Annotated in this window: 22 protein-coding genes and 1 pseudogene; 13 read left to right on the top strand and 10 right to left on the bottom strand. The window is 64.9% G+C overall.

The annotated features are described in order from the left end of the window. Nucleotides 1-14 precede the first annotated feature (14 nt). The 4 genes from AArcCO_RS09440 to AArcCO_RS09455 are packed head-to-tail and all read left to right on the top strand — an operon-like array spanning nt 15 to nt 4,180. A complete protein-coding gene (locus tag AArcCO_RS09440) occupies nt 15-875 on the top strand; it encodes a hypothetical protein (protein WP_259533178.1) in 861 nt (286 codons plus the stop codon). Continuing rightward, entirely contained in the window at nt 872-2,287 is a 1,416-nt protein-coding gene (locus AArcCO_RS09445) for a DUF7467 domain-containing protein (protein WP_259533179.1), read from the top strand. Before AArcCO_RS09440 ends, AArcCO_RS09445 begins: the two co-directional genes overlap by 4 nt. Continuing rightward, the gene (locus AArcCO_RS09450; protein ID WP_259533180.1) at nt 2,284-3,363 is read left to right on the top strand and encodes a signal peptidase I; all 1,080 of its coding nucleotides are present in this window, start codon (nt 2,284-2,286) and stop codon (nt 3,361-3,363) included. Before AArcCO_RS09445 ends, AArcCO_RS09450 begins: the two co-directional genes overlap by 4 nt. Then, on the top strand, nt 3,353-4,180 hold the full coding sequence (locus AArcCO_RS09455) for a hypothetical protein (protein WP_259533181.1): 828 nt from the start codon (nt 3,353-3,355) through the stop codon (nt 4,178-4,180). Before AArcCO_RS09450 ends, AArcCO_RS09455 begins: the two co-directional genes overlap by 11 nt. A 183-nt stretch (nt 4,181-4,363) precedes the next feature. Here the strand turns inward: AArcCO_RS09455 and AArcCO_RS09460 are convergent, their stop codons facing one another. After that, nucleotides 4,364-5,074: a 6-hydroxymethylpterin diphosphokinase MptE-like protein gene (locus tag AArcCO_RS09460; RefSeq protein WP_259533182.1), complete on the bottom strand. Its 711-nt coding sequence runs from the start codon at nt 5,072-5,074 to the stop codon at nt 4,364-4,366. Nucleotides 5,075-5,322: 248 nt separating this feature from the next. On the opposite strand from AArcCO_RS09460, the gene AArcCO_RS09465 reads away from it, so the two are divergent. Further along, nucleotides 5,323-5,844 (top strand): DUF8114 family protein, encoded by a 522-nt coding sequence (locus tag AArcCO_RS09465; RefSeq protein ID WP_259533184.1) that lies wholly within the window; start codon nt 5,323-5,325, stop codon nt 5,842-5,844. A gap of 3 nt (nt 5,845-5,847) precedes the next feature. Next, nucleotides 5,848-6,720: an RNA methyltransferase gene (locus AArcCO_RS09470; RefSeq protein ID WP_259533185.1), complete on the top strand. Its 873-nt coding sequence runs from the start codon at nt 5,848-5,850 to the stop codon at nt 6,718-6,720. 12 nt (nt 6,721-6,732) lie between these two features. Here AArcCO_RS09470 and AArcCO_RS09475 read toward each other — a convergent pair whose 3' ends face one another. The 4 genes from AArcCO_RS09475 to dph2 all read right to left on the bottom strand — a co-directional run bounded on the left by AArcCO_RS09475 (nt 6,733) and on the right by dph2 (nt 11,194). Next, nucleotides 6,733-7,371 carry a MogA/MoaB family molybdenum cofactor biosynthesis protein gene (locus tag AArcCO_RS09475; RefSeq protein ID WP_259533186.1) on the bottom strand — a complete coding sequence of 213 codons (639 nt, stop codon included), beginning with the start codon at nt 7,369-7,371 and terminating at the stop codon, nt 6,733-6,735. Between the two features lie 73 nt (nt 7,372-7,444). Beyond that, nucleotides 7,445-7,666 carry a DUF6199 family natural product biosynthesis protein gene (locus AArcCO_RS09480; protein WP_259533187.1) on the bottom strand — a complete coding sequence of 74 codons (222 nt, stop codon included), beginning with the start codon at nt 7,664-7,666 and terminating at the stop codon, nt 7,445-7,447. 94 nt (nt 7,667-7,760) lie between these two features. Beyond that, on the bottom strand, nt 7,761-9,905 hold the full coding sequence (gene katG, locus AArcCO_RS09485; protein WP_259536420.1) for a catalase/peroxidase HPI: 2,145 nt from the start codon (nt 9,903-9,905) through the stop codon (nt 7,761-7,763). Nucleotides 9,906-10,078: 173 nt separating this feature from the next. Beyond that, nucleotides 10,079-11,194 carry a diphthamide biosynthesis enzyme Dph2 gene (gene dph2 / locus AArcCO_RS09490; RefSeq protein WP_259533188.1) on the bottom strand — a complete coding sequence of 372 codons (1,116 nt, stop codon included), beginning with the start codon at nt 11,192-11,194 and terminating at the stop codon, nt 10,079-10,081. Between the two features lie 76 nt (nt 11,195-11,270). Between dph2 and AArcCO_RS09495 the strand changes: the two genes are divergently transcribed. Beyond that, nucleotides 11,271-12,026, top strand: coding sequence for a ribonuclease H-like domain-containing protein (locus tag AArcCO_RS09495; protein ID WP_259533189.1), 756 nt, complete (start codon nt 11,271-11,273; stop codon nt 12,024-12,026). A 38-nt stretch (nt 12,027-12,064) separates the two neighbouring features. Here the strand turns inward: AArcCO_RS09495 and AArcCO_RS09500 are convergent. Further along, nucleotides 12,065-12,895 (bottom strand): annotated as a pseudogene (locus tag AArcCO_RS09500) (polymer-forming cytoskeletal protein); the annotation flags it as partial. 114 nt (nt 12,896-13,009) lie between these two features. Continuing rightward, on the bottom strand, nt 13,010-14,095 hold the full coding sequence (locus AArcCO_RS09505; RefSeq protein WP_259533190.1) for a guanosine monophosphate reductase: 1,086 nt from the start codon (nt 14,093-14,095) through the stop codon (nt 13,010-13,012). A gap of 98 nt (nt 14,096-14,193) precedes the next feature. Here AArcCO_RS09505 and AArcCO_RS09510 point away from each other — a divergent pair, with 98 nt between their 5' ends. Both AArcCO_RS09510 and AArcCO_RS09515 read left to right on the top strand, forming a co-directional pair. Then, a complete protein-coding gene (locus AArcCO_RS09510) occupies nt 14,194-16,206 on the top strand; it encodes a DEAD/DEAH box helicase (protein WP_259533191.1) in 2,013 nt (670 codons plus the stop codon). Nucleotides 16,207-16,296: 90 nt separating this feature from the next. Continuing rightward, a complete protein-coding gene (locus tag AArcCO_RS09515) occupies nt 16,297-17,349 on the top strand; it encodes a succinylglutamate desuccinylase/aspartoacylase family protein (protein WP_259533192.1) in 1,053 nt (350 codons plus the stop codon). A gap of 54 nt (nt 17,350-17,403) precedes the next feature. Here the strand turns inward: AArcCO_RS09515 and AArcCO_RS09520 are convergent, their stop codons facing one another. Together AArcCO_RS09520 and AArcCO_RS09525 are read right to left on the bottom strand one after the other, a co-directional pair. Beyond that, a complete protein-coding gene (locus tag AArcCO_RS09520; RefSeq protein ID WP_259533193.1) occupies nt 17,404-17,907 on the bottom strand; it encodes a macro domain-containing protein in 504 nt (167 codons plus the stop codon). 79 nt (nt 17,908-17,986) lie between these two features. Further along, entirely contained in the window at nt 17,987-19,072 is a 1,086-nt protein-coding gene (locus AArcCO_RS09525) for an NADH:flavin oxidoreductase/NADH oxidase (protein ID WP_259533194.1), read from the bottom strand. A 168-nt stretch (nt 19,073-19,240) separates the two neighbouring features. On the opposite strand from AArcCO_RS09525, the gene dpsA reads away from it, so the two are divergent. Then, a complete protein-coding gene (gene dpsA, locus AArcCO_RS09530) occupies nt 19,241-19,789 on the top strand; it encodes a DNA starvation/stationary phase protection protein DpsA (RefSeq protein WP_259533195.1) in 549 nt (182 codons plus the stop codon). Nucleotides 19,790-19,828: 39 nt separating this feature from the next. Here the strand turns inward: dpsA and AArcCO_RS09535 are convergent, their stop codons facing one another. After that, nucleotides 19,829-21,184, bottom strand: a complete 1,356-nt coding sequence (locus AArcCO_RS09535; protein WP_259533196.1) for an adenylosuccinate synthase — start codon at nt 21,182-21,184, stop codon at nt 19,829-19,831. Between the two features lie 396 nt (nt 21,185-21,580). Between AArcCO_RS09535 and AArcCO_RS09540 the strand changes: the two genes are divergently transcribed. From AArcCO_RS09540 to AArcCO_RS09550, 3 genes are all read left to right on the top strand, one after another. Beyond that, nucleotides 21,581-23,170 carry a methyl-accepting chemotaxis protein gene (locus AArcCO_RS09540; protein WP_259533197.1) on the top strand — a complete coding sequence of 530 codons (1,590 nt, stop codon included), beginning with the start codon at nt 21,581-21,583 and terminating at the stop codon, nt 23,168-23,170. Nucleotides 23,171-23,172: 2 nt separating this feature from the next. Continuing rightward, nucleotides 23,173-23,883 (top strand): bacteriorhodopsin, encoded by a 711-nt coding sequence (locus AArcCO_RS09545; RefSeq protein ID WP_259533199.1) that lies wholly within the window; start codon nt 23,173-23,175, stop codon nt 23,881-23,883. A 69-nt stretch (nt 23,884-23,952) separates the two neighbouring features. Further along, entirely contained in the window at nt 23,953-24,894 is a 942-nt protein-coding gene (locus tag AArcCO_RS09550; RefSeq protein ID WP_259533200.1) for a DUF8054 domain-containing protein, read from the top strand. Nucleotide 24,895: the final 1 nt, after the last annotated feature.

Raw genomic sequence — 24,895 nt, forward strand, 5'->3', positions numbered from 1 at the left:
GGGGATCACACCACATGACGAATCAATCGAAAACCGAACTGAAACGCCGAACGCTCCTCGCGGGTATCGGCGGACTCGGCGTCGCCGGCATCGGCTACGGCCAGTTCCGCACCGTAAACCGCCAGCGTGCGTATACACACTACACGTACGCCCAGCCGGACGGCACAGCCCGGGAGAACGGACGCGGACCGATCGCCATCAGCGACGCCGAGGGACCCCGGATCCGGGTGTCCTGGTACAGCACGTACAACGGCCACCTTCTCACCGGCACCCCGACCACGACGACCAATTCCGAGGAGACGTGGGATTACGACACCGAGGACGGCTACGTCGCCGACGTCGACGGCCCGGTCATCCACGTCGACAACGTGCTTCCGGGCGACACCGGCACGGCGAGTATCGGTCTCCTGGCGGAGGAGGCCGACGCACGGGTCTGGCTCCGGATTTCGGCCACGTGTGACGCAAACGACGGTGGGGACGGCTGTCCCCCGCTCGCGGAAAACCCTCTGGCGAACGCCATCGAAACCGAACTGTGGTACGACACCGGAATTTTCGGACTGTTCGGCTGCCAGGGGGCCGAGGAGGGCTCTTTCGGCGAGCCGATCGCCGAGGGCGTCCTGGCCGAGATGCCAACCGCGAACGGCGTCGACGGGTCCGTTTCGGAGGGTCTCGAACTGAACCCGGGTGTGTTGAACAACAGTGTCCTCGAGGAGGGCGACCGACTCTGTCTGGCGCTGGCGTGGGCGTTCCCGACCAACCTGGAGAACGCCAACGATCTCCAGGGAGCCGCGGTCGCGTTCGACGTGGAGTTCCGGGCGGTCGCCGCGGATGATCCGAACAATCCGTTCGCGGTCGAAACCGAGGTGCAGGCATGACAGACGAACGTCGCTCGGAGGCCGAACGCCTCGCCGGGCTGAGTCGGCGACAGATCCTCGCCAGCGTCGGGGCGATCGGCATCGCCGGGGCGTTCACGGGCGCGGGAACCCACGCGTTGCTCACCGGCGAGCAGCGCGTCTCGGGACGGCTCGAAACCGGTGGCGTCGGCATCGGCGTCGAACTCGACTGTGACGGGAATCACTGTTCGGTCTCCCCGGACGGGAGGCTCGCCTTCGGATTCGACGGAATCGAACCCGGAGACACCGGTTCGGTGTCCATCGAACTGCGGGCCGAAGACAACCCCGCCAGGCTCTGGCTCGCGACCGACTGCCCGCCGTCGTACGATCCCCTCGGGGAGTCGCTCCGGGTGTGGATACAGCCGCGAAACTGGAACGGCGTCCCACAGATCCCCGAGCGGGGGACGTGGACCCTCTCCCAGCTAAAGCGGGAACTCCACGACGGGCTCCGGATCGGCGAGGGGTGTCTCGATCCGTCGGATCGCAGGGCAATCGAGCTCGTCCTCCGGTGGTCGTTCCCGTACGAGGACACGGAATCGCTTGCCGGCGAGACGACGGACCTGATGTTCCAGCTGCACGCCGATCAGTGCCGGCACGTGCCCGAGGAGTCGGCGCAAAATCCCTTCGCCGACCGCGCGCCGTGTCCGAACGCGTGTGAACCCTGCACGAGCAGGCTCTCGGAACTCACGATGGAATACGTCGGCACGGCGTCGGCCCAGGTAGCGGTGTACGTCCCGAGTGGGAACGTGGAGGCGGTCGAGCAGCTGTACCCGACGGACGGTTCAGAATCAATCGGGCTGTCGCCTAGCACGCAGTTCACCGTTCCGCTCCCCACGTCCGGCCAGCCAGAAGCCGCGTTCTACGTCGACGGCGAGAAGAACGCCCAGCTCCACACGAGCTGTTCGGACCCGGTCGCCCCCGGAATCAGGGTCGGCGACTTCCGCCTTGTCGGCGCGAGAAACGCAGACGGCGTCCAGCTGTGTCACGACCTCGAATGTGTCGACTGTACCGACAGCAGCGACGTCGGCGGCCTGCTGGTCCAGTACACCGGCGAGGAGGCCGACGTGCGGGCGTACTACCGGAAACAGGGTAGGCAAGGTCCAAACAGCGGACTTCAGGGACTGCTGTTCGAGGGACGGCTCTCCGAGGGGGACAAGTTCTTCCTCGAGGCCAGCGGCCGGGACGGAAGCTCGTCCAGCGGATCCACGTTCGAAAACACGCTGTACCTCCACGTCGACGACGACGAGCGGGAAGTGGAGATCCGGTGTGATCCCGGCCCGCTGTCGGTCGTCGATTCCGGGGATTCCGGCGATCTCGAGGACGACGCCAGCGACTTCGGACTCTTGGCCGCACACGATCCGTTCGGCTTCCCGTTCTGTGGAGGTGGGGCATGAACGTGACCGCTCGGCGGGTCGCAAGCATCCTCGGGGTGCTCCTGTTGATCGCTGTCGTAGCGCCGTTCGTCGTGTACGCGGTTCCCCAGACCGTCGGTGCCGACCACAGCTTCGTGGTGTTGACCGCGAGCATGACACCGGCGATCGCGCCCGGCGACGCGGTGATCGTGGCTGAACGCGATCCGGCCACGATCCAGGAGGGTGACGTGATCACCTTCCTGCGCGGGAACACCGAGGTTCCGGTGACCCACCGGGTCGTCGGGGTAATAAATTCCGGAGACGGCATCGCCTTCGAGACGAAAGGCGACGCCAACGACGCCGTCGACGCCGGAGTCGTTTCCGCCGAGAACGTCCTGGGCGTCGTCGCCGTGACGATCCCGTACATCGGGTACGTCATCCAGTTTGCCAACTCCGAATACGGCTTCGTCGCCCTGATCGTCGTCCCGTTTGGTCTGCTCGCGTTAAACGAAGCCTGGACGTTCTACCGCCGGAGCAAGGCGTCGAATCCCCCCGACCTCGATGCGGACGACGAGAGCGTGCCGGACTCGGCGTCATCTCACGCCGCGGAGGGCACCGACGGTGCTGGGGTGGATTCCGAAAGCGAAACGGAGGGAATTGGGACGACGAACACGCAATCGGCGAACACGCAAATGGCGGAGGCGGATACGGCCGCGAACGCCCCGTTCGTCATGACGCTTCGGACGTTCGAAGGGGCATTCCTCGCGCTGGCGGTGTTTACACCGTACAGCGCCTACGTCGCCTACAATTTGCAGACGACGCTATCGGTTACTGTCGCGATCGCCTCGGGAATGACGCTCCTGGCGGTCACGGCGACGCTGCTTCCCGTCTGGATTCGCCGTGACGCGCGGGGGACGTCCGAATCTGTAGACGTGACCGCGAACTCGGATCTCGGTGACGAGGAATCGCCGGATTCGGACATCGCAATCGGGTTCGACGGTGGCACAACTGTGAGGGACGACGAGCCGGAATCCGAGTGGGTTCCGGCGATGGAATCGGCGGTCCCCGCCGCGGACGGATCCGCGGTTGACGGGGAGGTGAAAGACGATGACAACTAGAGAACTGTTGTCGATCGTGGCCGTGGTGGGTCTGGTGTTCGCGGTCGCCGCGAGCGGCGGGTTCTACACGGCCGCGTTCTTCAACGCAGAGGAGAGGATAGAGGGAACGTTCTCGACGAACGAGACGTTCCAGACGGTCGAAACCGTCGAAACAACCACGAGTAACGAAACGGCAAGCGATTCGAACGGATCGAACGCGAACGACCCCGGAGCTGACGCTCCAGGAACGGGACCGACTGCTTCCGATGCATCCGAACTGGCCGGATCCGACACCGCCGAGACGGGGACGGATGAGCCTTCGTCTACCGATGAACGAGAGGAGTCAGCTCCGCAGACGGATGGCTCTGACATCGAAGGCGACCAGAACGACTCCGAGGACGAACCAGATGGTGTCGAATCTGACGGCGACGCCCAAGAAGACAATGCTGGCGACGACGAGGAAGTCAGTGCTGGCGACGACGACGAATCAGAATCGCAGACCGATCGTGAAAGCGACGCTGAAGGAGACCAGGAGGACGACACTGCTACCGAGGACGACGTCGCTGTCGACGAGAACGAAGACGATGTCGGCGACGAGGAGACTGACGCCGAAATCGAAGACGGTGGCGACGGAACTGAAGGTTCGACGTCCGAGTTCGAGGACGGCGAGGATGCACACTCCGAAACGGCATCCGATGAAACGGACAGCACCGACGACGGCACTGCCGACAGTAGCGATGATAGCAGCGACGACAACACCACAGACGGAGACGGCGAGGTGACAGACACCGACGACGGGGACGATGATACAGGCGATGGCGATGCCGACGCCGAATAGGTGTTCGAAAGAAGAGTCCCGGGCCGGGCGACGTCCTCGCACTCGGCGGTTCGAACGACCCGCGATTTATATCCTCCCCGGCTTTTACCCGGGCGCGATCAAGCGTAACGTGTTGGTCGCACTGCTGTATCTGCTCGGTTTCTCGCTCGGGGTCGGCTATCTATCGACTCTTTGGTGATTCCACTAGCCACCCGTGTCCGGTACCGGTTCGATACTGTTGCGTCGACCGTCGAGCACGGTGAACCGCTCGTCCCGACGCTGTTCGAGCCAGCGTAACAAGCGTTCCGCCCACCGGAGTTTTCTGGCTTTCTGCGGACCGACATCGGGGTCGTCGAACTCCCAGCCGACGAATCGGAGCTCCCCGGCCCCCAGCACGTCCGCTAGAAAGGCCGCGCGATCACCGTCTGTAAACCCACCGGGATTGTACACGGCGTCGACCGGTTCGGCCTGTGTGGTCACGAGCGTCGAGGCGGCGTCGAACTCCGGGAGAAATCGTCGAATCAGCTCGACGTTGTCCCCGTGGGCGTGGGCGGCGACACGTGTTCCCTCCCGTGTCAATCGCGCTGCAGTCTCCGGATTTTTGTCGAGGTCTGTCACCAGACAGTCGACCGGAAGGTCCACGTCCCGGAGTGTGTCACCCGCAGTCGAGGCGGCGAACACGGCGTCGACCGTCTCCGGATCGAAGGTGCCGAGTTCGGCCGGAAGCGATGGGGCCGCGCCGACAATTGCCGCTGTACCGCCTCCGGCGACGCCCACGTCTGTCGCCAGCGCGTCGAAATCGACGGGGGTCGCGAACCTGGTGGCCAGGTCCCGGGCCCGCTCGTCGGCCGCCCTGTCGAACCCGAAGTCCGCGAGGATTGCCTCGTACACCGGCTCCCACTCGGAGAACTCCATACCCGGGGTTCGTTCGGGACGCTAATGGCTCTCACGGATCGGTCGCGCCGCTTTCGGTGAGTAACCGTGTGCGCCGGAGTGGCAGCAAGTACCCCTACCCGCGTGCCCTTCCGGCGTCCAAACATTCGTTTAGGGGCACTTGGCATAAGTTTTCTCGTTGTTCCCCTCCACATCTCGGCGCAGTCGCGGGGTCCGAACGGGAGCTCCGAGCACGCCGTTTTTATCCGCTGGCGCGTTACGCCCACTCAATGGCCAAAGTGAGCGTGGGGCTTCGCGGCTGGCGGTTCGAGGAAGCCGAGATCTTCGACGAGGACGGGGAGTTCAAGCCACTGGATGAGATACCCGACGACGCGAGCGAACGGCTCGTCCGGCTGCTGGCGCTGGTCGAGGAGCCGTGTGACGCGTGTTACCTCGTTCACGGCGAGGCGGATATTTCGAACTGTCGTCCCGCAGAGATCGTCTACGGCGAGCCGGGAGCCGAAGTGTTGCTGTGTGGCGTCCACGAACCCGATTTCCTCTACTGGTTCAGGGAGGCGGGCGGCAGCGACCTGAAAGGAACTGAGGAACTACAGGACGCCTTCCACGAGTGGTTCGCCGACGGGAACCGTGCTCCGGACGACTACGGCGGCCTCGAACACGTCGAAACGGCCCCCGAGGAACTCCCGGAACCGCCCAGTCCCCAGGAGATTCAGGACCGCCTCGACGCCCAGCGAGAGGGACATCGCATCGACATCAAGGAACTCGCCAGCGACGCGTCCGCGGAGGAGTGATCGATGACGCCGCCAGGCGACCCCGACGGGGCCAACGGCGCCTCTCTGAGCGAAGGGGCGAAACGAGCGTCGTTTACGGTGGTGGTCGTCGATCCACAGACCCCCGGAAACGTCGGGACGATCGCACGTGCCATGAAGAACTTCGGGCTCTCGGACCTCGCGTTAATAGATCCACCGCCGCTTCCGGAGGGTGGCGAGGCCTACGGCTTCGCCGGGCACGCCAGGGAGGACGTCCTCCCAAATGCAAGGGAGGTGACGTTCGACGAGGTGGTCGAAAACTACCACACGGTGGGCTGTACCGCCATCACGGGAGAGGACGCCAGACGCCACGTCCGGTTCCCGTTCCGGACCCCCGCGAAACTTCGCGACTCGCTTGCGACGGTAGAGACGGACACCGCCCTGGTGTTCGGCCGGGAGGGCCGGGGGCTCGACAACGACGAACTCCGACGGCTCGACGAAGTGTGTTCGATCCCTGCGAGCCCGGAGTATCCGGTGTTGAACCTGGGCCAGGCGGCGACGATCGTGCTGTACGAACTCCGGGAGCTGTTTCTCGAGGACACGCAGTTACCCGACGTCGAACGAGAACGTGCAAACGAGCCCGACATCGAGCGCGTCCACGACCAGTTCGACGACTTCCTCGACGCGGCGGGCTACTCGGGAACGCGGTTCGACCGGACCCGGACACTGTTCCGGCGCGTCCTGGGCCGGGCTCACCCGACGACACGGGAGGCTCACACCCTTATCGGCGTGTTTCGCCGGGCCGCCGACCAGCTGAATCACCGCTGGGAGCTCGTCGAAAAATACGACGCCCCCGAGTGGCCGGCAACACGTGAGGCAGACGGCGACAAGGGGAGACACTCCGACGACGATCGGTAACCGGAATCGAACTCACTCCTCGCGTGCGGCGAGTCCCGCGAGGTGGCCGATCTCGGGGAGAATGATCTCTTCGACGCCGAGGCGGACGGCGTTTTTCGATCCCGGGAGACAGAATATCGGCGTGCCGTCGTCGACGCCGGCCACGGCACGCGAGCCGATCGACCGCGTACCGATCTCCTCGTAGGACAGCTGGCGGAACAGCTCACCGAACCCCGGGAGTCGCTTGTCGAACAGCCCCTCGACGGCCTCCGGCGTGACGTCGTCGGGCGTGATCCCCGTGCCGCCGGTTGTAACGACGGCGTCGGTGTCCTCCCGCGAGGCGAGCCTGTCGACCGCCGACTGGACGTCGTCGAAGTCGTCCGGGACCAGCTCACGGATTGCGACCTCGTGGCCCGCCTCCTCGATCGCGGAAGCGATGTACTCGCCAGAAGGGTCCTCGTCCAGCGATCGCGAAGATGAGACCGTGAGCACGGCGACTGCAGCCGTCTCGACGTCGTGGGAGTGGTGGTCGTGGTCGTCGTGAGAGTGGTGGTCGTGGTCGTCGTGAGAGTGGTGGTCGTGGTCGTCGTGAGAGTGGTGGTCGTGGTCGTCGTGAGAGTGGTGGTCGTGGTCGTCGTGGGAGTGGTGGTCGTCGGGGGTCTGATCGCTCATGGCGCTCTATTATAAACCCCGAGACAAAGTCGCTTCGGGACCGGACCGTAGCCGGCGTTCGGTCTTCGAGCGATCAGTCCTCCGATCCGTCGGCCGGCGCCCCTGTAGCCTTATAAAGGCTGAGCGTGGCCAGCGCGACGATCGCGGCACCCTCGAGTTTCACGGCGTGGACGGTCCATTCGCGCGGTTCGAACCGGTCCGGTGAGCGGTAACAGAGGCGTCCGAACAGCCGAAGGACGGTGCGGGGCGCCAGCAGTTCGAACAAGCCGAACGCGACTGCGAGCAGGCGGTACATGTCAGTGAAATTGTCCGGAATGGACTTATAAATGTAAGATCGGTCGAACGAAGGACCGTTCGGTGAGGTATCGAGACGGTCGGGCTCGCCGCGATTACTCGAGGTCGAACCGGTCGAGCGTCATTACTTTGTGCCAGGTCTCCACGAAGTCCTCCACGAACTGCTCTTCGCCGTCCTCGGCGCCGTACACTTCAGCGATGGCGCGGAGGCGGGAATTGGACCCGAAGACGAGATCCACGCGGGAGCCCTTCCACTCGAGTTCGCCAGTCTCACGGTCTCGCAGCTCGAAGACCTCCCGGTCCTCTGAAACCGGCTCCCACTCGTAGTCCATCGAGAGGACGGTTTCGAAGAAGTCGTTGGTCAACGTCCCCGGCTCGTCGGTAAAGACGCCGAGGTCGGAGCCGTCGTAGTTCGCGTCCAGCGCCCGCATTCCGCCAACCAGGACGGTCAGTTCTGCTGCAGTCAGGTTCAGGAGTTCGGCTTTGTCCACCAGCAGCTCCTCTGCCGATCGGTCCATCGGGTCATTGTCAGTGAGGTAGTTTCGGAAGCCGTCGGCGTCCGGTTCGAGCGCCTCGAAGGACTCGACGTCGGTCCATTCCTGGGAGGCGTCGGTCCGTCCCGGCTCGAAGGGTACCTCCACGTCGTAGCCGGCGTCGGCGGCCGCCTGCTCGACGGCCGCGTTGCCGCCGAGCACGATCAGGTCGGCAAGAGAGACGCGGACGTCGTCGGTCCGGGAACTGTTGAACTCCTCTTTGATCCGCTCGTAGGTCGAAAGTACCGTCTCCAGCTCCTCCGGCTCGTTGACCTCCCAGCTCCGCTGGGGTTCAAGCCGGATGCGTGCGCCGTTCGCACCGCCACGCTTGTCGCTGTCGCGGTACGTCGACGCCGACGCCCAGGCGGTCTTGACCAGCTGTGAGATCGACAGGTCGGACGCAAGGATCTCCGCTTTGAGATCGGCGATCTCCGCTTCCCCGACGATTTCGTAGTCGGCGTCCGGAACCGGGTCCTGCCAGATCATCTCCTCGTCGGGGACCTCAGGACCCAGGAACCGCTCGGGCGGACCCATGTCGCGGTGGATCAGCTTGTACCAGGCCTTCGCGAAGACTTCCTGGAACTCCTCGGGATTCTCGTGGAAGCGCTCGACGATCTCCCGATAGTCCGGGTCGCGCTTCAGAGCGATGTCCGTCGTGAGCATCATGGGGGTGACCGTCTCCCCCTCGATGTGAGCGTCCGGCACCGAGTCGTGGAGCTCCTCGTCTTTCGGCCTCCACTGCCAGGCGCCGCCCGGACCCTTCTCGGGTTCCCACTCGTAGTTCAGCAGATTGTCGAGAAAGCCCATGTCCCACTGCGTCGGGGCCTGGGTCCACGGTCCCTCGATGCCGCTAGTAATCGTGTCGGGGCCCTTGCCCTCGCCGTAGTCGCTCTCCCATCCGAGGCCCTGTTGCTCGATGGGTGCCGCTTCGGGGTCGGGTCCGAGGTGATCGTCGGAGGCAGCGCCGTGGACTTTCCCGAACGTGTGTCCGCCGGCGATGAGTGCGACCGTCTCCTCGTCGTTCATCGCCATCCGATCGAATGACTGTCGGATGTACTTGGCGGACTCTTCGGGGTCCGGCTCGCCGCCGGGTCCTTCGGGGTTCACGTAGATCAGACCCATGTGGTCGGCGGCGAGATCCCCGATGAGGTTCCCCTCTTCGTCGTGGCGCTTGTCTTCCAACATCTCCTCTTCGGGGCCCCAGTCGACTGCCTTGTTGGTATTGAACGCGTCCTCGCGTCCCCCGGCGAAGCCGAACGTTTCGAACCCCATCGACTCCATGGCGACGTTGCCGGACAACACCAGCAGGTCGGCCCACGAGAGTTTGTTCCCGTACTTCTCTTTCACGGGCCAGAGAAGCCTGCGGGCCTTGTCGAGGTTCACGTTGTCCGGCCAGCTGTTTACGGGCGCAAACCGCTGCGTGCCGCCGGAGGCGCCGCCGCGCCCGTCAGTGGTGCGGTACGTCCCGGCACTGTGCCACGCCATCCGAATGATGAGTGGCCCGTAGTGACCGTAATCCGCCGGCCACCACTCCTGGGAGGTCGTCAACGCGTCTTCGATGTCCTGTTTGACTTCCTCGAGGTCGAGTTTCTGAAACTCCTCGGCGTAGTCGAAGTCCTCGCCCCGGGGATCGACCTGTTCTGCATTCTGGTCGAGTATATCCAGGTTCAACTGATTTGGCCACCAGTCTTGGTTTGAACTCATCAGTGGCAAATTGTTCCGTTGGCCTATTAATATTGCCTAAGTCGGCGAGGATGTCTTTGTTTTACCCAAAACATTTTATCGAAATTGAAAACCTCTCCCTGACAATCATCCACGAATGACTCGCTCCCGGAGAGAATCGCGCTCCGGAAATGACGCACGGCGTTCCTGGATGAACGTCACCAGGTTCCGTGGAACGTATCGAACTCGAGGGAGTCGAGCGGTTCGTTGCCGACCGCAATCTCGTACTCCCCGGGCGTCAACATCGGCTTGTGGAACTGCGGCCCGTCGTCGGTCGTGATCCGCGGACAGCCCGTGTTGACGTACGCGTCACAGCCGAAGTTACGCAGTCGGTCGGGGGTGATCTCGTCCATCGTGATCAGGTAGGCGTTCTCGTTGTTCTCGACGATTTCTGTCGCGGTCTCCCAGCGACCCTGCCCGATCTTCGTACAGTAGAGCACGCCCCAGGTGTCGGCGTCCATCGCCCGGTGAACCGCGCCGTACCGCTGTTTGATGAACTTCTCCGTGTCGGCGACGTCGACGACGTTGTTGACGGGGTCGGCGATCACGACGTGTTTGTCGGGGTGTTCCATCGCCAGCCCGAGGGGGTGGAACTTCCCGCCGCCGACGTACAGCACCGTCTCGGCGTCGACGTCGGCACTGGCGTAGTTGCAACCGAGCACTTGCCCCTCGTGGGTGAGACGATCGTCTCCGCGACGGGTCTCGACGACGTAGCCGCGCGCTTCGAGCCACTCCCGCATCTCTCCGAACTTGTTCATGTGCTGGGCGGTCGTCACGAGCCCGACAGCAGGACGGTCGTCAGCGGTGTCGACATCGGGTCGGTCGTCGACGTCCGAGTCGCCGGGTGTATCGACCTCCGGAAGCTCCGCGAGCGCCTCCTCCATGATCGGGAACGGGTCGACGTTCGAGAACAACGGCACGTAGATGATCTTCTCCGACTCCTTCATCGGCGAGTGGCCGAAGTGGACGAACACGTCGGTTCGGCGCATCAACTCGGTGTCGAGATCGCAGGCGCCGTAACACGGCTGGCCGGAGATCAGCACACGAACGTCGTCGGTCAGTTCCCGGAGGTCGTCGGCGACCTTCGGCGCGCGCCGCTTGAGCCCCTCCGGGAACTGGAGCCCGACCGTCGTCGCGTCGCGTTCGTCGATCGCGTCGGTAATGCGGTCGAGTTCGTAATCCCACTCCCGGTCGCTTTTGAGCGACATACCCGTCCTGCGAAGGTCACCGGGGCGTCGATCGCTCCCGGCGTCGTCGCGCGCGTCCTGACTCATTGACACCGTTTGCGGACGCGAACGGTTAAACGCCGCGTTCCGACGACTTTACTTTCCTTGCCGACGAGGTTCGGCCGTGCGAATCGAGAACAGTTTTATCCCCGTTCACGGGGTCGGGGAACGGATCGAACGGCGGCTGTGGGAGGCCGGCGTCACGCGCTGGGAGGCGTTCGATCCGTCGGTTCCGGGCGTCGGGGAGACGACCGCAGACCGGATCGAGGCGTTCATCGACGAGGCGTCGACGCATCTCCAGCGCGGCGACGCGACCTACTTCGACCGGCAGTTCCCCAGCGGCGAGCGGTGGCGCCTCTACGAGAACTTCCGGGAGTCGACCTGCTTTTTCGACATCGAGACCTCCGGGTTGGATCAGCGCCGGGACCGAGTGACGACCGTCAGCTTCCACCGGGAGGGGGAGACCACGACGCTCGTCCGGGGCCACGACCTCACCGAAGACAGGCTCCGCCGGGAGTTCGAGTCCGCCGACATGCTGGCGACGTTCAACGGCGCACGGTTCGACGTCCCGTTCCTGGAGGAGTCGTTCGGGCTCGAGGTGACGACTCCCCACCTGGATCTGATGTATCCGTGCCGGAAGATCGGTCTCACCGGCGGCCTGAAGCCGATCGAACGGGAGCTGGGGATCGAACGCGAACTCCCGGACGTCGACGGCCGGGAGGCGGTCCGGCTGTGGCACCGATACGAGGACGGCGACGAGGACGCTCTCGATCGACTGATCGCGTACAACCGCGAGGACGCCGTCAATCTGCGGCGTCTGGCAGATCTGGTGACCGGAAACCTTCACGAACGGACGTTCCCCGCCGACACCGACGCCTGACCGACGCGGACTCACTCTTCTTCTCGTCCGTCGTCGGGCCGGACGAGCTTCATCTCGCCGCGAGCCCTGAGGGAGCCGTCTACCTCGGCACCCTCGTAGATCACCAGATCCCTGCCGGCGACGTCTCCGAGCACTCTGGCCCCCGACGCGACGGTAACGGTCCCGTTTCGGGTCGTCACGTCGCCGTGGATCCGCGTGCCAGTGCCGACGGTGACGTCCTCTCGAGCCCGGAGGCTGCCGAACACGTTGTTGTCCTCGCCCACGTCGATCGATTCCGCCCGGACGTTGCCGTGGATGCGGCAGTCGTCGCCGATCCGTGCCGGCGTCGACACCTGCCAGGCGTCGTCGGAGATGCTCGCACCACGCGGGATGACGAGCGTCTCCCGGACGTCCCCGCCGTCGCCGGCCAGCGCCTCAGCAAACCCTTCCGCCGCCTCCTGTTCCCCCACCCGGAGCAGCTGTGAGAGGACGATGAAGTAGAAGACGATCGTCGGCATCGGGTTCCGGATGACGATCCAGCCGTTCGCCTCGAACCCCTCGTCGATCGAGACGTCGTCGCCGATGTCCAGGTCGCCGGAAACCATCAGTCGGCCATCGACGTGCACCCGCTCGCCGAGGTAGGCGTCGGTCCCGACGAGGACATTGCCGTCGACCTCACACCACATGTCCAGCCGGCAGTCCCCGTCGGCCTCGATGTCGCCGCCGAAACTGACGCGCTCGCCCGCCAGGACGTTTTGCCCCCGTACCCCGAAGGAAACCGTCGACTGTCCGCCGACGAGGACATCGCCGTCGACGACGACGTCGTGTTCCTCCACGGTCGTTCCGTCGGGGATCGACAGTTCCTCGAGAGGGTCTCCTGCCAGTGACACGCCAGAAGTGAGTACGCCCCGAAACATAAGCGACCCGCCGGCGTCTGACGCCCGTCTTGCGGGGTTCGTGGATTGCCGTCTCGTGGTGCTCGCGGATCGAGAAAAGCCCGCCCGCTAGGAGTCCTCGTCGGTTCTCGCGTGGAGGGTGCTGTCGACGTCGATCGACCCCCACTCGTTTGCGACGTGTGCGCCCTCGCGGTCTCGGGCACTTTCGGCCACGCGGATGAACGTCGCCTTCTTGCGGGCCTCGGGGATCGTCTCCCCGCCGCAGTAGGAGAGCCCCGACCGGATCCCGGCGGAGAACTCCCGAGCCACCTCGACGACGGGACCCTTGTACGGCGTCCACCCCTCGACCCCCTCGTCGGCGTCGACGTTCTCTGCTTTGTCCGTTCGGTCCTCGGCGGCGGCGGTGGTCGCCATCCCCCTGGAGCGTTTGTACCGGATCCCGTCGATCTCTCTGGTCTCGCCCGGCGACTCCGCGGTGCCGGCAAAGAGGCTCCCCATCATCACCGAGTCCGCACCCACCATCAACGCCTTCACCGCGTCGCCGGACGACCGGATGCCGCCGTCGGCGATCACGGTCAGTCCCCGCTCGTGGGCGACCTCAGCACAGTCGTCGACCGCGGTTAGCTGGGGAACGCCAGCGCCAGCGACTTTTCGCGTCGTGCAGTGGGATCCCGGACCGATCCCCACCTTCACCGCGTCGGCGCCCGCAGCCGCCAGATCGGCGACTCCGTCGGGCGTCGCCACGTTTCCGGCGACGAGTTCCACCTCCGGGAACGCGTCAGCGATCTCCCCGACGGCCTCAAGCGCGATCTCGAGGTGGCCGTGCGCGACGTCGACGACGACCGCGTCGACGCCCGCGGCAGCAAGTGCCTCCGTACGGCGGAGATACGACTCGTTGATCCCGACTGCGGCGGCAACCGGGCCACCCGACTCTGCGGCGGCTTCGACTTCGGTGGCCTGTTCGTCGATCGTGAGGAACCGGTGTATGGTCCCGATTCCGCCCACCGACGCGAGTTCGGTCGCGAGCGCCGACTCCGTCACCGTGTCCATGGCTGCCGAAACCAGCGGCGTCTCGAGTTCGATACCGGGCGTAAACGCCGTCGACAGGTCGACGTCGTCTCGGCTGTCGACGGGCGAACGCTGCGGGACGAGCAACACGTCGCCGTAGCTCAGTCCCGTTCGGATGTCATCCATGACCGACCTACCTACGAGCGAGAACGTACTTAAGCCCGAGGAATCTCTCGAGGCCACGGACGCCGGCATTTAACTGTAGTGCCGCCCCAGTACCGCCGATGGACGTCGGCGAACTCCCGGTTCGAAGTCGGATCCGCGATCGGTTCCGACAGGAGGGGATCGAAACGCTGTACCCGCCCCAGCGGGCGGCAGTCGAGGCGGGCATCTGTGATGGTACCAACGTCGTCGCCGCCATCCCGACCGCGTCGGGGAAAACGCTGATCGCCGAACTCGCCATGGTGACCGCCGACGGGCCGAGCCTGTACATGTGTCCGCTCCGTGCGCTCGCCCGCGAGAAACACGAGACGTTCGACGCGCTCCCGGGCGTCGACGCCGGACTGGCGACCGGCGAATACGACTCCCCGGCCGAGGAACTCGCCACCTACGACGTCGTCGTCGCCACCAGCGAGAAGGTCGACTCGGCGATCCGGAACGGCGCCTCGTGGGTCGACGACCTCGCGTGTGTCGTCGTCGACGAGGTGCATCTGCTCGGTTCGGATCGCCGTGGTCCGACACTCGAGGTTACCGTCGCGACGCTCCGTCGTCGGGCTCCGGAAGCACAGCTCGTGGCGCTGTCGGCGACCGTTGCAAACCCCGAGGAGATCGCGGAGTGGCTCGACGCCGAGCTGATCGAGTCGACGTGGCGACCCGTCGAACTCAGGACTGGAGTGTACGCCGACGGACGTGTCGCATTCGACGACGGAACGGAACAGACCGTCGAGGTGGGGGGCGACCCCGGCGCCGACAACACCTCTACTGGCGACACCGACGCCGAGGAAAGACAGGGGGACCTGCCGACGAAGGCGACGATCGAACTGATCGAGGAAACCATCCAGAACGGCGGACAGTCGCTTTCGTTCGTTCGATCCCGCCGGGAGGCGGAGGCGCTCGCCGAGCGACTCGCCCGATCCGAGCTCGCAGGGAAACACTCGAACGGCGGGAACGACACCGCGGACGTTGCCGACGAGATCGCGGCGATCGACGGGACCGCGACGGGCGAAAGATTGGCCGACTGTGTCCGGTCGGGGGTGGCGTTTCACCACGCCGGAGTGGGAAGCGAACACCGCGCCGCAGTCGAGACCGCGTTCCGGAACCGGGAGCTCGCGTGTCTGTGTGCGACACCGACGCTCGCGGCCGGCGTCAACCTCCCCGCGAGACGGGTCGTCGTCAGGGACCTGAAACGGTACACCGGCACCGCGATGGAGTGGCTTTCGGTACTGGAGGTCCACCAGATGTGCGGCCGTGCGGGACGCCCCCACCTCGATCCGTACGGGGAAGCGGTGCTGGTCGGCGACGGCGACTCCCCCGAAGAGCTCACCCGGCGATACGTCGAGGCTACTCCGGAAGCTGTGGCGTCGAACCTCGCCGATCGAAGCGCACTCCGGACGCATACGCTGTCGCTCGTCGCGACGGGGTTTGCGGACACGCCACGGGAGGTTCTCGACCGCTTCGACGGGACGTTTTACGCCTCCCGGACGCCGAGTCCGGACCTGTCCGGCGACGTCGCTGCGGTCATCGAAGATCTCGCCGAGATGGGACTCGTCCGTGCCTCTGGAACGAGTGCGGACGCCCAGCTTTCGGCCACGGAACTGGGAACGCAGGTATCCAGACAGTACGTCCGACCGGAGACGGGTACCCGCATCGTGATGGGCGTCGAGACGATCGACCGAATGCAAACCGACGGACGAACCGTGACACCGCTTACCGCTCTCGAGGTCGTCTGTGACACGCCGGACATGCAGGACACCTACCTCGGGAACCGGGAACGAGCCGACATGTACCGGTTCGCACGGCGGCGGTCCGACGAACTGACCACCGGAATGAGCGACGCCGACGACTTCGAACGGTGGCTCGAGTCCGTGAAGACCGCACGGATCCTGGCCGAATGGATCGACGGGGCGTCCGTCGAAACGTTGGTCGACTCGTACCGGATCGGTCCGGGCGACCTCGAATCCCGGGTGAGTCGCGCGGAGTGGCTGCTGGGCGCCGCCGACGCGATCGCTGCGGTCGTGGACGTCGACACGTCGGTTTTCGAGTCCACGCGGCAGGGGCTCGTCGAACGACAGGAATGAACACGGGGCTGTCCCTGGAGATCGATCCCAAGATCAGCAGAAACGTTCTCTCGCCGACAATTGCTTGGTTCTGCGGGTTCCCCAGTCGCCATGGACGATTTCGAAGAAACCGCGAACGCGAAGCCGAAACCGTTCCGGTACGACAGCGAAGTGGACCCGGGTGAGAAAACGCACGTCCGGTACGAGGTCAGCGAGACGTATCTGGGGGATCCAATCGAGATTCCGGTGACCATTATAAACGGGGAACGCCCCGGTCCGACGTGTTACATGACCGCCGCGATCCACGGAGACGAACTCAACGGGGTAAAGGTACTCCAGGAGGTCGCAGCCCGGTACACGCCCCAGGACATCCAGGGAACGCTCGTCTTGCTCCACGTCTGTAACGTCCCGGGCTACCTCGTCCAGGAGCGATACATCCCGATCTACGACCAGGACCTCAACCGGTCGTTTCCCGGACGGGAACGCTCCAACACGGCAGAGCGAATGGCCAACGTCATCTACGAACGGTTTATAACGCAGTGCGACTTCGGGCTGGATTTCCACACCTCGACGCGGAACCGGACGACGATGTATCACGTCCGGGCGAACATGGCGGACGAACGGGTTGCCCGACTCGCGAGAGCGTACGGCGCGAACCTGATCCTCTCGGGGGAAGCAGACGCCGGAAGCCTCAGGGCCGTCGCGACGGCCGCAGGGATCCCGACGATCACGATAGAGATGGGGAAGGCACACCGGTTCCAGCCGGCACTCATCGAGCGGGCGCTGGAAGGGGTCGAGTCGGTACTTGCAGAGTACGACGTCCTCCCCCAGGAGGCGGTTCAGTGGCCCGGCTGGCGACGGGTAATCGACTCGGCGAACGACAAGACCTGGCTACGCGCGGACAAGGGCGGCCTCGTCGAAATGAAGTACGATCACCCGCTCGTGTACGAAGGAGAGACGATCTGTACGATCACAGATCACTTCAGCACCCGCGAGAAGATCGTCACCGCGCCGTTTACTGGGCTCCTTGTCGGCGTGCTGCAAAACCCCGTTGCCTCGCCGGGACATCCACTGTGTCACCTGGTGAGCGTCGGCGGCGAAACGCTCGCAGAGATCGAACGTGAGATCGAAAGTGGGGAGTTTTCCGAACAGCCCTGGGCGTGATCCGGCGGGTCGTCGGACGATCCGGGGCGTCGGACTCTCCTTGGCCGAATCGACTCACCGAACGCGATCGGCGATCCCCTGGAGGCGCTCGTACTGGTCGTGTCCGTACGCGATCACCCGCACGTCCGAGAGCGTGGCGGCGTCGTACGCCGCGATCGCCTCACAGACGATTCGGGCACCCTCCTCGAAGTCGAACCCGGCGGCACCGGTACCCAGTACCGGGACGACCACCGACTCGCACCCGCGTTCTTCGGCGGCCGAAAGCGCGTTCGTCGTGGCATCGCGGATGCTCTCTTCGGTTGCGAGTCCGTCGCCGTAGTGGGGCATCGCAGCGGCGTGGATCACGTAGTCGGCATTGAGGTCGAACGCGTCGGTGACTGCGACCACACCGAGTTCAACTGGTCCCTTCTCGACGGCCGCCTGGTTGAGCCGTTCGCCGCCGACCCGCCTGAGCGCGCCGGCGACGCCCGATCCCATCCGGAGGCTGGTTCCGGCAGCGTTGACGAGCGCGTCGGCCTCCTGGGCTGCGATGTCACCCTGGATGACGCTGTACTCCATGGCGGTCGTGCTTGGTCACGAACGAAAATAAAACCGATCCGGGCCACCGTTGAGAACCCGAGACAGACAGCCGGACGAACTATCGGGGTTTCCCGCGTCGGTACTGCGGTGGCCATTCGAGGTCCACATCAAGCGCCTCGGCCGCGTGCAACGTCCAGTACGGGTTCCGGAGGAACTCCCGGCCCAGGATCGCGAGGTCGGCCCGGCCGTTGCGGACGAGTGCGTCGGCGTGCTCCGGCTCCGTGATCTTCCCGACGGCCCCGACGGCGACGTCCGTCCGGTCCCGGATCTCCTCGGCGTACGGCACCTGATAGCCGGGAGCGGCCTCGGGGACCGTCTGCTCGGGATGGATGCCGCCCGCCGAAACGTCGATCAGGTCGGCACCGGCCTCCGAAAGAAGCGGCGCGAGCCGGACCGAGTCCGAAAGCGTCCACGACTCCCGATCCGGCAGCCAGTCGGTCGCAGAGATGCGGACGAAGACAGGCTTGTCGTCGGGCCAGACCTCCCGAACCGCAGCCGTTACGTCCCTGACGAGACGGGTTCGTCCCTCGAAGTCGCCCCCATAGGCGTCACTCCGGCGGTTCGTCACCGGCGAGAGGAACTCGTGGAGCAGATAGCCGTGGGCGGCGTGTACCTCGGCGATCTCGAAGCCGGCCCGACGGGCCCGCTCGGCGGCGGCGGCAAAGTCGTCGACCACGTTTTCGATCCCGTCCCGCGTGAGTCGGCGGAGCGGAACCGGATCCTCCTCGCGTGGCCACGGTTCGTCGCTGGGCGCGACCACGTCCCAGCCGCCGTCGGCGGGTGCGACCGGGCCGCCACCGTCCCAGGGCCGTTTCGTCGACGCCTTCCTGCCCGCGTGGGCCAGCTGGATCCCCGGAACCGATCCCTGGTCGGCGATAAAGCCAGCGATGTCGGCGAGCGCGTCGGCCTGGTCGGCGTTCCAGATGCCGAGGTCGTGTGGAGTGATCCGCCCTTCCGGTGATACTGCCGTCGCCTCCGACATCACGACGCCCGCGCCACCGACCGCCCGGCTACCCAGATGAACGAGATGCCAGTCAGTCGGCATGCCCTCGCTAGCGGAGTACTGACACATCGGTGACACCATCACGCGGTTCGGCAGTTCGGTGTCCCGCAACACGAGCGGATCGAACAGGGAATCAGTCATCGATCGGAGTTCACCCGCCAGGATAAAACGACTGTTGAAAGCGACGCCGCCACGGCCGCAGCTTCACCGCCCGCCTATGCGATTTCAAAAATAATTGTTTTCGATATAGAAAAGACAGTTTCCAAGAAACCAATCTTTAAGAGGAATGCGGCCGAATTTCCACTCGCAATGAGCACCCAAAAGCACGTTCGACAGCAGTACGGCGAGGTCGAAGGAAGCGAATCTCTCCGGATCCCATCGGACAAAGCCGAGCAGATCGTCGACGCGTTGACGACCGACCTGGCGTCGACGTACGTCCTGTACCACCAGCTGAAAAAGCACCACTGGATCGTCGAGGGGGCGGAGTTCCGTGATCTCCATCTGTTCCTCGGCGAGGCCGCCGGCGACGCCGAGGAGGCGGCCGACGTGCTCGCCGAGCGCATCCAGGCGCTTGGCGGCGTCCCTCTCTCGGGCGGTGCAAACTTCGAAGAACACGCGACGGTGAGCCCGGAGGACACCGACGCCTACGACATCCGGTCCTCGTTGGAGAACGACATGGAGATGTACGGAGACGTCATCGAGTCGTTGCGCGAGCACATCCAGCTCGCGAACAATCTGGGCGATTACACGACCGAAGAGGAACTGCGCGAAATCCTCCAGACCACCGAGGAGCACGCCCACCACATCGAACACTATCTCGAAGACGATACGCTGGTGCTCGAATCCAGTACCCACTGACCGAAAGAAGCGACAACGGGACGCTGCTTTTTCGAGCGATCAGTCGAGATCGAACGGGTTTTCGCGAACGACCGTCTGCTCGCGGTTCGGACCGATGCCGACCGCGTACACCGGAACACCCACCTCCGTCGAGAGATACGAGAGGTACTCGCGTGCGGCCTCCGGCAGGGCGTCGTATCCCTCCTCGGCGACCGCATTCCAGTCCACTTCCGGCCACGGCTCGAACTCCCGGTACACCGGCTCGCAACGCGCCCACTCCTCGGTGGTCGTCGGCATCGTCTCGGTCGTCTCGCCGTCGAGTTCGTACGCGTGACCGACCTTCACCTCGTCGAGCCCCGCGAGCACGTCCACGTGGTTGACGCCGATCCCCGTGAAGCCGTTCACGCGGGCGGCGTGTCGGAGCATCGGCACGTCGAGCCAGCCGATCCGACGCGGCCGACCTGTGACCGTTCCGAACTCGCCGCCGCGTTCCCGGATCTCGTCGGCGAGCGCCTCCTCGCGTGCGTCCCCGTCCAGTTCCGTGGGGAGCGGCCCGGTGCCGACGCGCGAGAGGTACGCCTTCACGACGCCGACGACCTCCCCGCGACCGATTACCGAGGGGCCGACGCCGGAGCCGACGCAGGCGCCCCCGGCGGTCGGGTTCGAGGAAGTGACGTACGGGTAGATCCCGTGATCGATGTCGATACTCGTACCCTGGGCCCCTTCGAACAGGAGGTTCTCGCCGTTCTCGCGTTTCTCCGCGAGGAATTCCCCGGCGTTTACCGTCATCTCCTCGCGCTCGAGACGTCGGCCGATCTCGCTGTACTCCTCGAACAGCGCCTCGACGTCGAACGCCTCCGCGTACTCGGCGTGTTCGTCGACGAGGTCGAGCCCGTACACTTCTGTCGCCAGCGTCCGCTTTTGCGGGACGACGTACTCGAGACGCTCCCGGAGCACGTCCGGATCGAGCAGATCGCCGACGCGAACGCCGCGACGGCCAGCCTTGTCCTCGTACGTTGGTCCGATCCCGCGGCCGGTGGTCCCCGCGTCCAGATCCGAGTCGGACTTGACTTCCTCCTCGATCCCGTCGAGAACGCGGTGGAACGGGAGGATGACGTGCGCCCGTCGGGCGAGACGGACGTCCGGGTCGACGCCGCGCTCACGGAGATCGTCGATCTCGGAGAATAGCGTCCGGGGATTGACCACGCAGCCGTTTCCGAGCACCCCGGTTTTCCCCCGAATCGCCCCGCTTGGAACCAGCGAGAGTTTGTACTCGGTACCGTCGTGAACGACCGTGTGTCCCGCGTTGTCCCCGCCCTGGTACCGGACGACGACGTCGGCGTCGCCTCCCCAGATGTCGACGAGGGCACCCTTGCCCTCGTCTCCGAGCTGGGAACCGACGATGGTGACTGTCATACACTGGTGGTTCAGTACCCCCGAACAAACCCGTTACGGTCGGTCTCTCCCGGACGAGGCCCCGGGGGAACCGGGATCAATGGAATAACTATATACGGTGTCCACGTATTGACAAGTGAAATGAAGCGATCGAAACTCATCGCGGTGATAGCGATCGTCGCTATCCTCGCCATCGTGGTATTGCGCAGTCGGTCGAACGACGAGTGATCTGTCGAGCCGCGGTATTGACCTGTCGAGCCGCCGTATGGCGGTTGCGAGTATCGGCTCCGATAACTGGCGTCCAACTTTTATGTGGAAACCGATCGAGGTCAACTCCGTGATCAGATGTCCGGTCCAGTTTCTGTAGCGCATGTTCGAAGGAGTTACGGTGCGAAACTGTCGCTCGCTCTGGTTGGGTTGACGGCGCTGGTCGTGGGGTACGGGGCGTTGATCCACGTCAGGGCCACCGAACAGCTCGGCGCTGCGGGTGGAGAGATAACCTCGGGGATCGTCGCGTTGGTGTTTCTGATGGTGATCAGCTTCGGGCTGCTCGGCGTAACCATCGGATCGAACACCGTGCTTTCGCTCCGCCAGTTGACCCGCAAGGCCGAGCGGATGGCGGACGGCGACCTCACTGTCGAGTTTCACTCTCCCAGGAAAGACGAGTTCGGACGGCTGTACGACGCGTTCGCGACGCTGCGGGACTCGCTTCGCGACCGGATCGAGGAGGCCGAAGCCGCCAGGGAAGAAGCAGAACAGGCCCGCAGGGAGGCGGAACGCACCCGCGACGAAGCGGAGGCGTACGCCGACGCCGTCGAAGCGAAAGCCACAGAGTACGAGGACGCGATGCGGGCCGTCGCGGAGGGTGATCTCACCCGACAGGTCGATCCGGAAAGCGAAAGCGAGGCGATGGAGGACGTCGGACGGGCGTTCAACGAGATGGTGACTGCGCTTTCGGAGATCGTCGCGGACGTCGACGCGGTCGCCGACGACGTCGCGGAGGCTGCCGACGAGGTGGATTCCAGGGCCAACAGGCTGCAAACGTCGACGAGCGAGGTGGAGGAAGCCGCAGCCGAAATCGCCGACGGCGCCCGAAGCCAGCGGCAGGATCTCGAGGGCGCCACCGAGGAGGCCAGCGACCTATCGGCGAGCGCCGAGGAGGTCGCCGCCACTGTCGAAAACGTCGCACAGACGGCGGCCTCGGCCGCCGAAATCGGCGAGGAAGGCCGCAAAGCGGCGGAAACCGCGCTGGATCAGATGGCGACGATCCAGGACGTCACCGACGAGACGGCCACGGAGGTCGAGTCGCTCGCCGCGGAGATCGACGAGATCGGCGGGATCGCGGATGCGATCTCGGAGATCGCCGAACAGACGAACATGCTCGCGTTGAACGCGTCGATCGAGGCTGCCCGCGCCGGGGCCGACAGCGACGGCTTCGCGGTCGTCGCACAGGAGGTGAAATCTCTGGCCGAGGACACGAAATCCGCTGCCGCGGAGATCGAAGGGCGGATCGAACGGGTACAGGAACGGACCGGCGATGCGGTCGACGCGATGCAGGAGACGGAACGCCGGATCGACGCCGGCGTCGAGACGGTGGAAACAAGCATCGACGCACTAGAGCGCCTCGCAGAGAGCGTTGAGGTAACCGACGCCAGTATGGACGAAATCGAGGAGGCCACCGATTCACAGGCGACATCGATAAACGGCGTGGTACAGCGGGTCGAAGACGTCGCCGCAATCAGCGAACAGACGGTCGACGCCGCCGAAGCCGTCACTGTGGCCGTCGACGACCAGACGGCGACGCTCTCGGAGGTGACCGGCGCGGCCGAAGGGCTGGCCGCACGCGCCGACGAACTGCAACGCGCTGTCGACGGGTTCAGAGTCGAGACCGGGCACGTGCAACGGGGCCGCACCGGAAGCGAGGACACAGCGGTCGCCACCGACGGCTCGGGCGACGAGTTCGGCTGGGTAACCACCCGCGATGACGACGCGGGGAGGAGGGAGTGACCATGCCGGTCGACATGACGACGTGGGCTGGGCTCGGTGCTGCCGGCATGGCGGTCGGGACCGCCTACCCCCTGTACGGGATGGCTCGCAATCCCGAAAAATATCGGTTCTACGGCGTACTCGCTTCGATCACTGGCATCGCCTTCGTTGCCTACGTGTTGATGGCATTCAATATCGGAACGGTCACGGCGGCGGGATACGACCTCCCGCTTCCCAGGTATATCGACTGGCTGCTCACGACGCCGCTTTTGGTGTTGTATCTCGGCATGCTGGTTCGGCCGGGACGCCGGCTGGTCGCGGCGCTTGTGGCGGTGAACGTCCCGATCATCGGGTTCGGGATCGGTGCGTCGCTCACTATCGGCCCGATCTCGTGGGCGATGTTCGGCCTCTCGTCGGTCGCGTACATCACGTTGCTGTGGATGCTCCTGTGGGAACTTCCGGCCCGGGCGACGATCCACGACGACCGCATCGAAGTCGTGTTCGGAAAACTTCGGAACCTGACTGTCGTGCTGTGGACGCTGTACCCGATCGTCTGGCTCGCTGCCCCGACCGGCGCCGGACTCATGCTGCCCGCCGAGGAGATGGTCGCGTTCGTGTACCTCGACTTCATCAGCAAGGTGGCCTTCGTCGTGGTCGCGGTCAACGGTGCGGCCGCGCTGGATGCACTCTCGACTGCCGAAGGGCCGGCGGTCGACCCGACCCCCGCCGACTGACCCCGGTCCGGAAACGACCCTCGCCTCCGGCACCACATCCGTTTTTATCACAGAGATCCGAGTGGCCGTATGACCGATCAGCGAACCTCTATCGTGGATTCCATTCGCAAGGAGGAGTACACCGGCGAAAACCGGTGTCTCCCCTGTACAGTAGTCAACGTCGGCATCGCACTCCTTCTGGGCGCGGTTGCGGCGGTTCGCTCCCGCGGGGCGGCGGTCGTGGTCGTCGCCGTCTCCGTTGTGGCGATCTATCTCCGCGGGTATCTGGTCCCCGGTACCCCGGAGTTGACGAAACGGTACCTCCCCGAATGGGCGGCGCAGTATTTCGATCACCACCCGCTGGAGGACGCCTTTACCGGAACGAAACCCACCGGTGAAACGGATGTAACCGTCGAAACAGAGACTACAGACGAGGACTCCACCGAATCGGAGTCGTTCGAAACCGTCGAGAAGATACAAAAACAGCGGCAGGAGGCGGTCGATCCCGAGCAGTTCCTGCTCGAGGTCGGCGCGACCACGGAAACCGAGGACGGAACCGACCTTCGTCTCACCGAGTCGTTTTCGGAGGCTGTCGACGAGGGAATCGCTTCGTTCGGGGGGGATCGGCCGGGGAACGCCGCAGTTGCGGACGTGTTCGACGCCGATCCCGCGGAGGTCGAGTTCAAGGACAGAACCTATCCTGCAGTCAAGGTGGGACGCCGAATCCGGAAGTGGCCCTCCGAGGGGGCACTCCTCGTCGACGTCGCGACTCACCGGGCGCTCGCGTCGCAAACCGACCGCTGGCGGTCGGTTCCGCTGGAACAGCGCGTGGGCATCCTCGAGTCGCTGCGAACGTTCCAGCTCCAGTGTCCCGTCTGTGACGGCGAGGTCGCGTTCGGCGACGCGGTCGTCGAATCCTGCTGTGCCACCTACGAGGTGATCTCCTACGAGTGTCTCGACTGTGGGCAACGACTCCTCGAACTGGATCCGGCAACGATCGACGAGGGCGACGGAACCGGGATCAGACCGTAGG

The sequence above is a fragment of the Halalkaliarchaeum sp. AArc-CO genome, from assembly GCF_024972735.1.
In the GTDB taxonomy this organism is placed as follows: domain Archaea; phylum Halobacteriota; class Halobacteria; order Halobacteriales; family Haloferacaceae; genus Halalkaliarchaeum.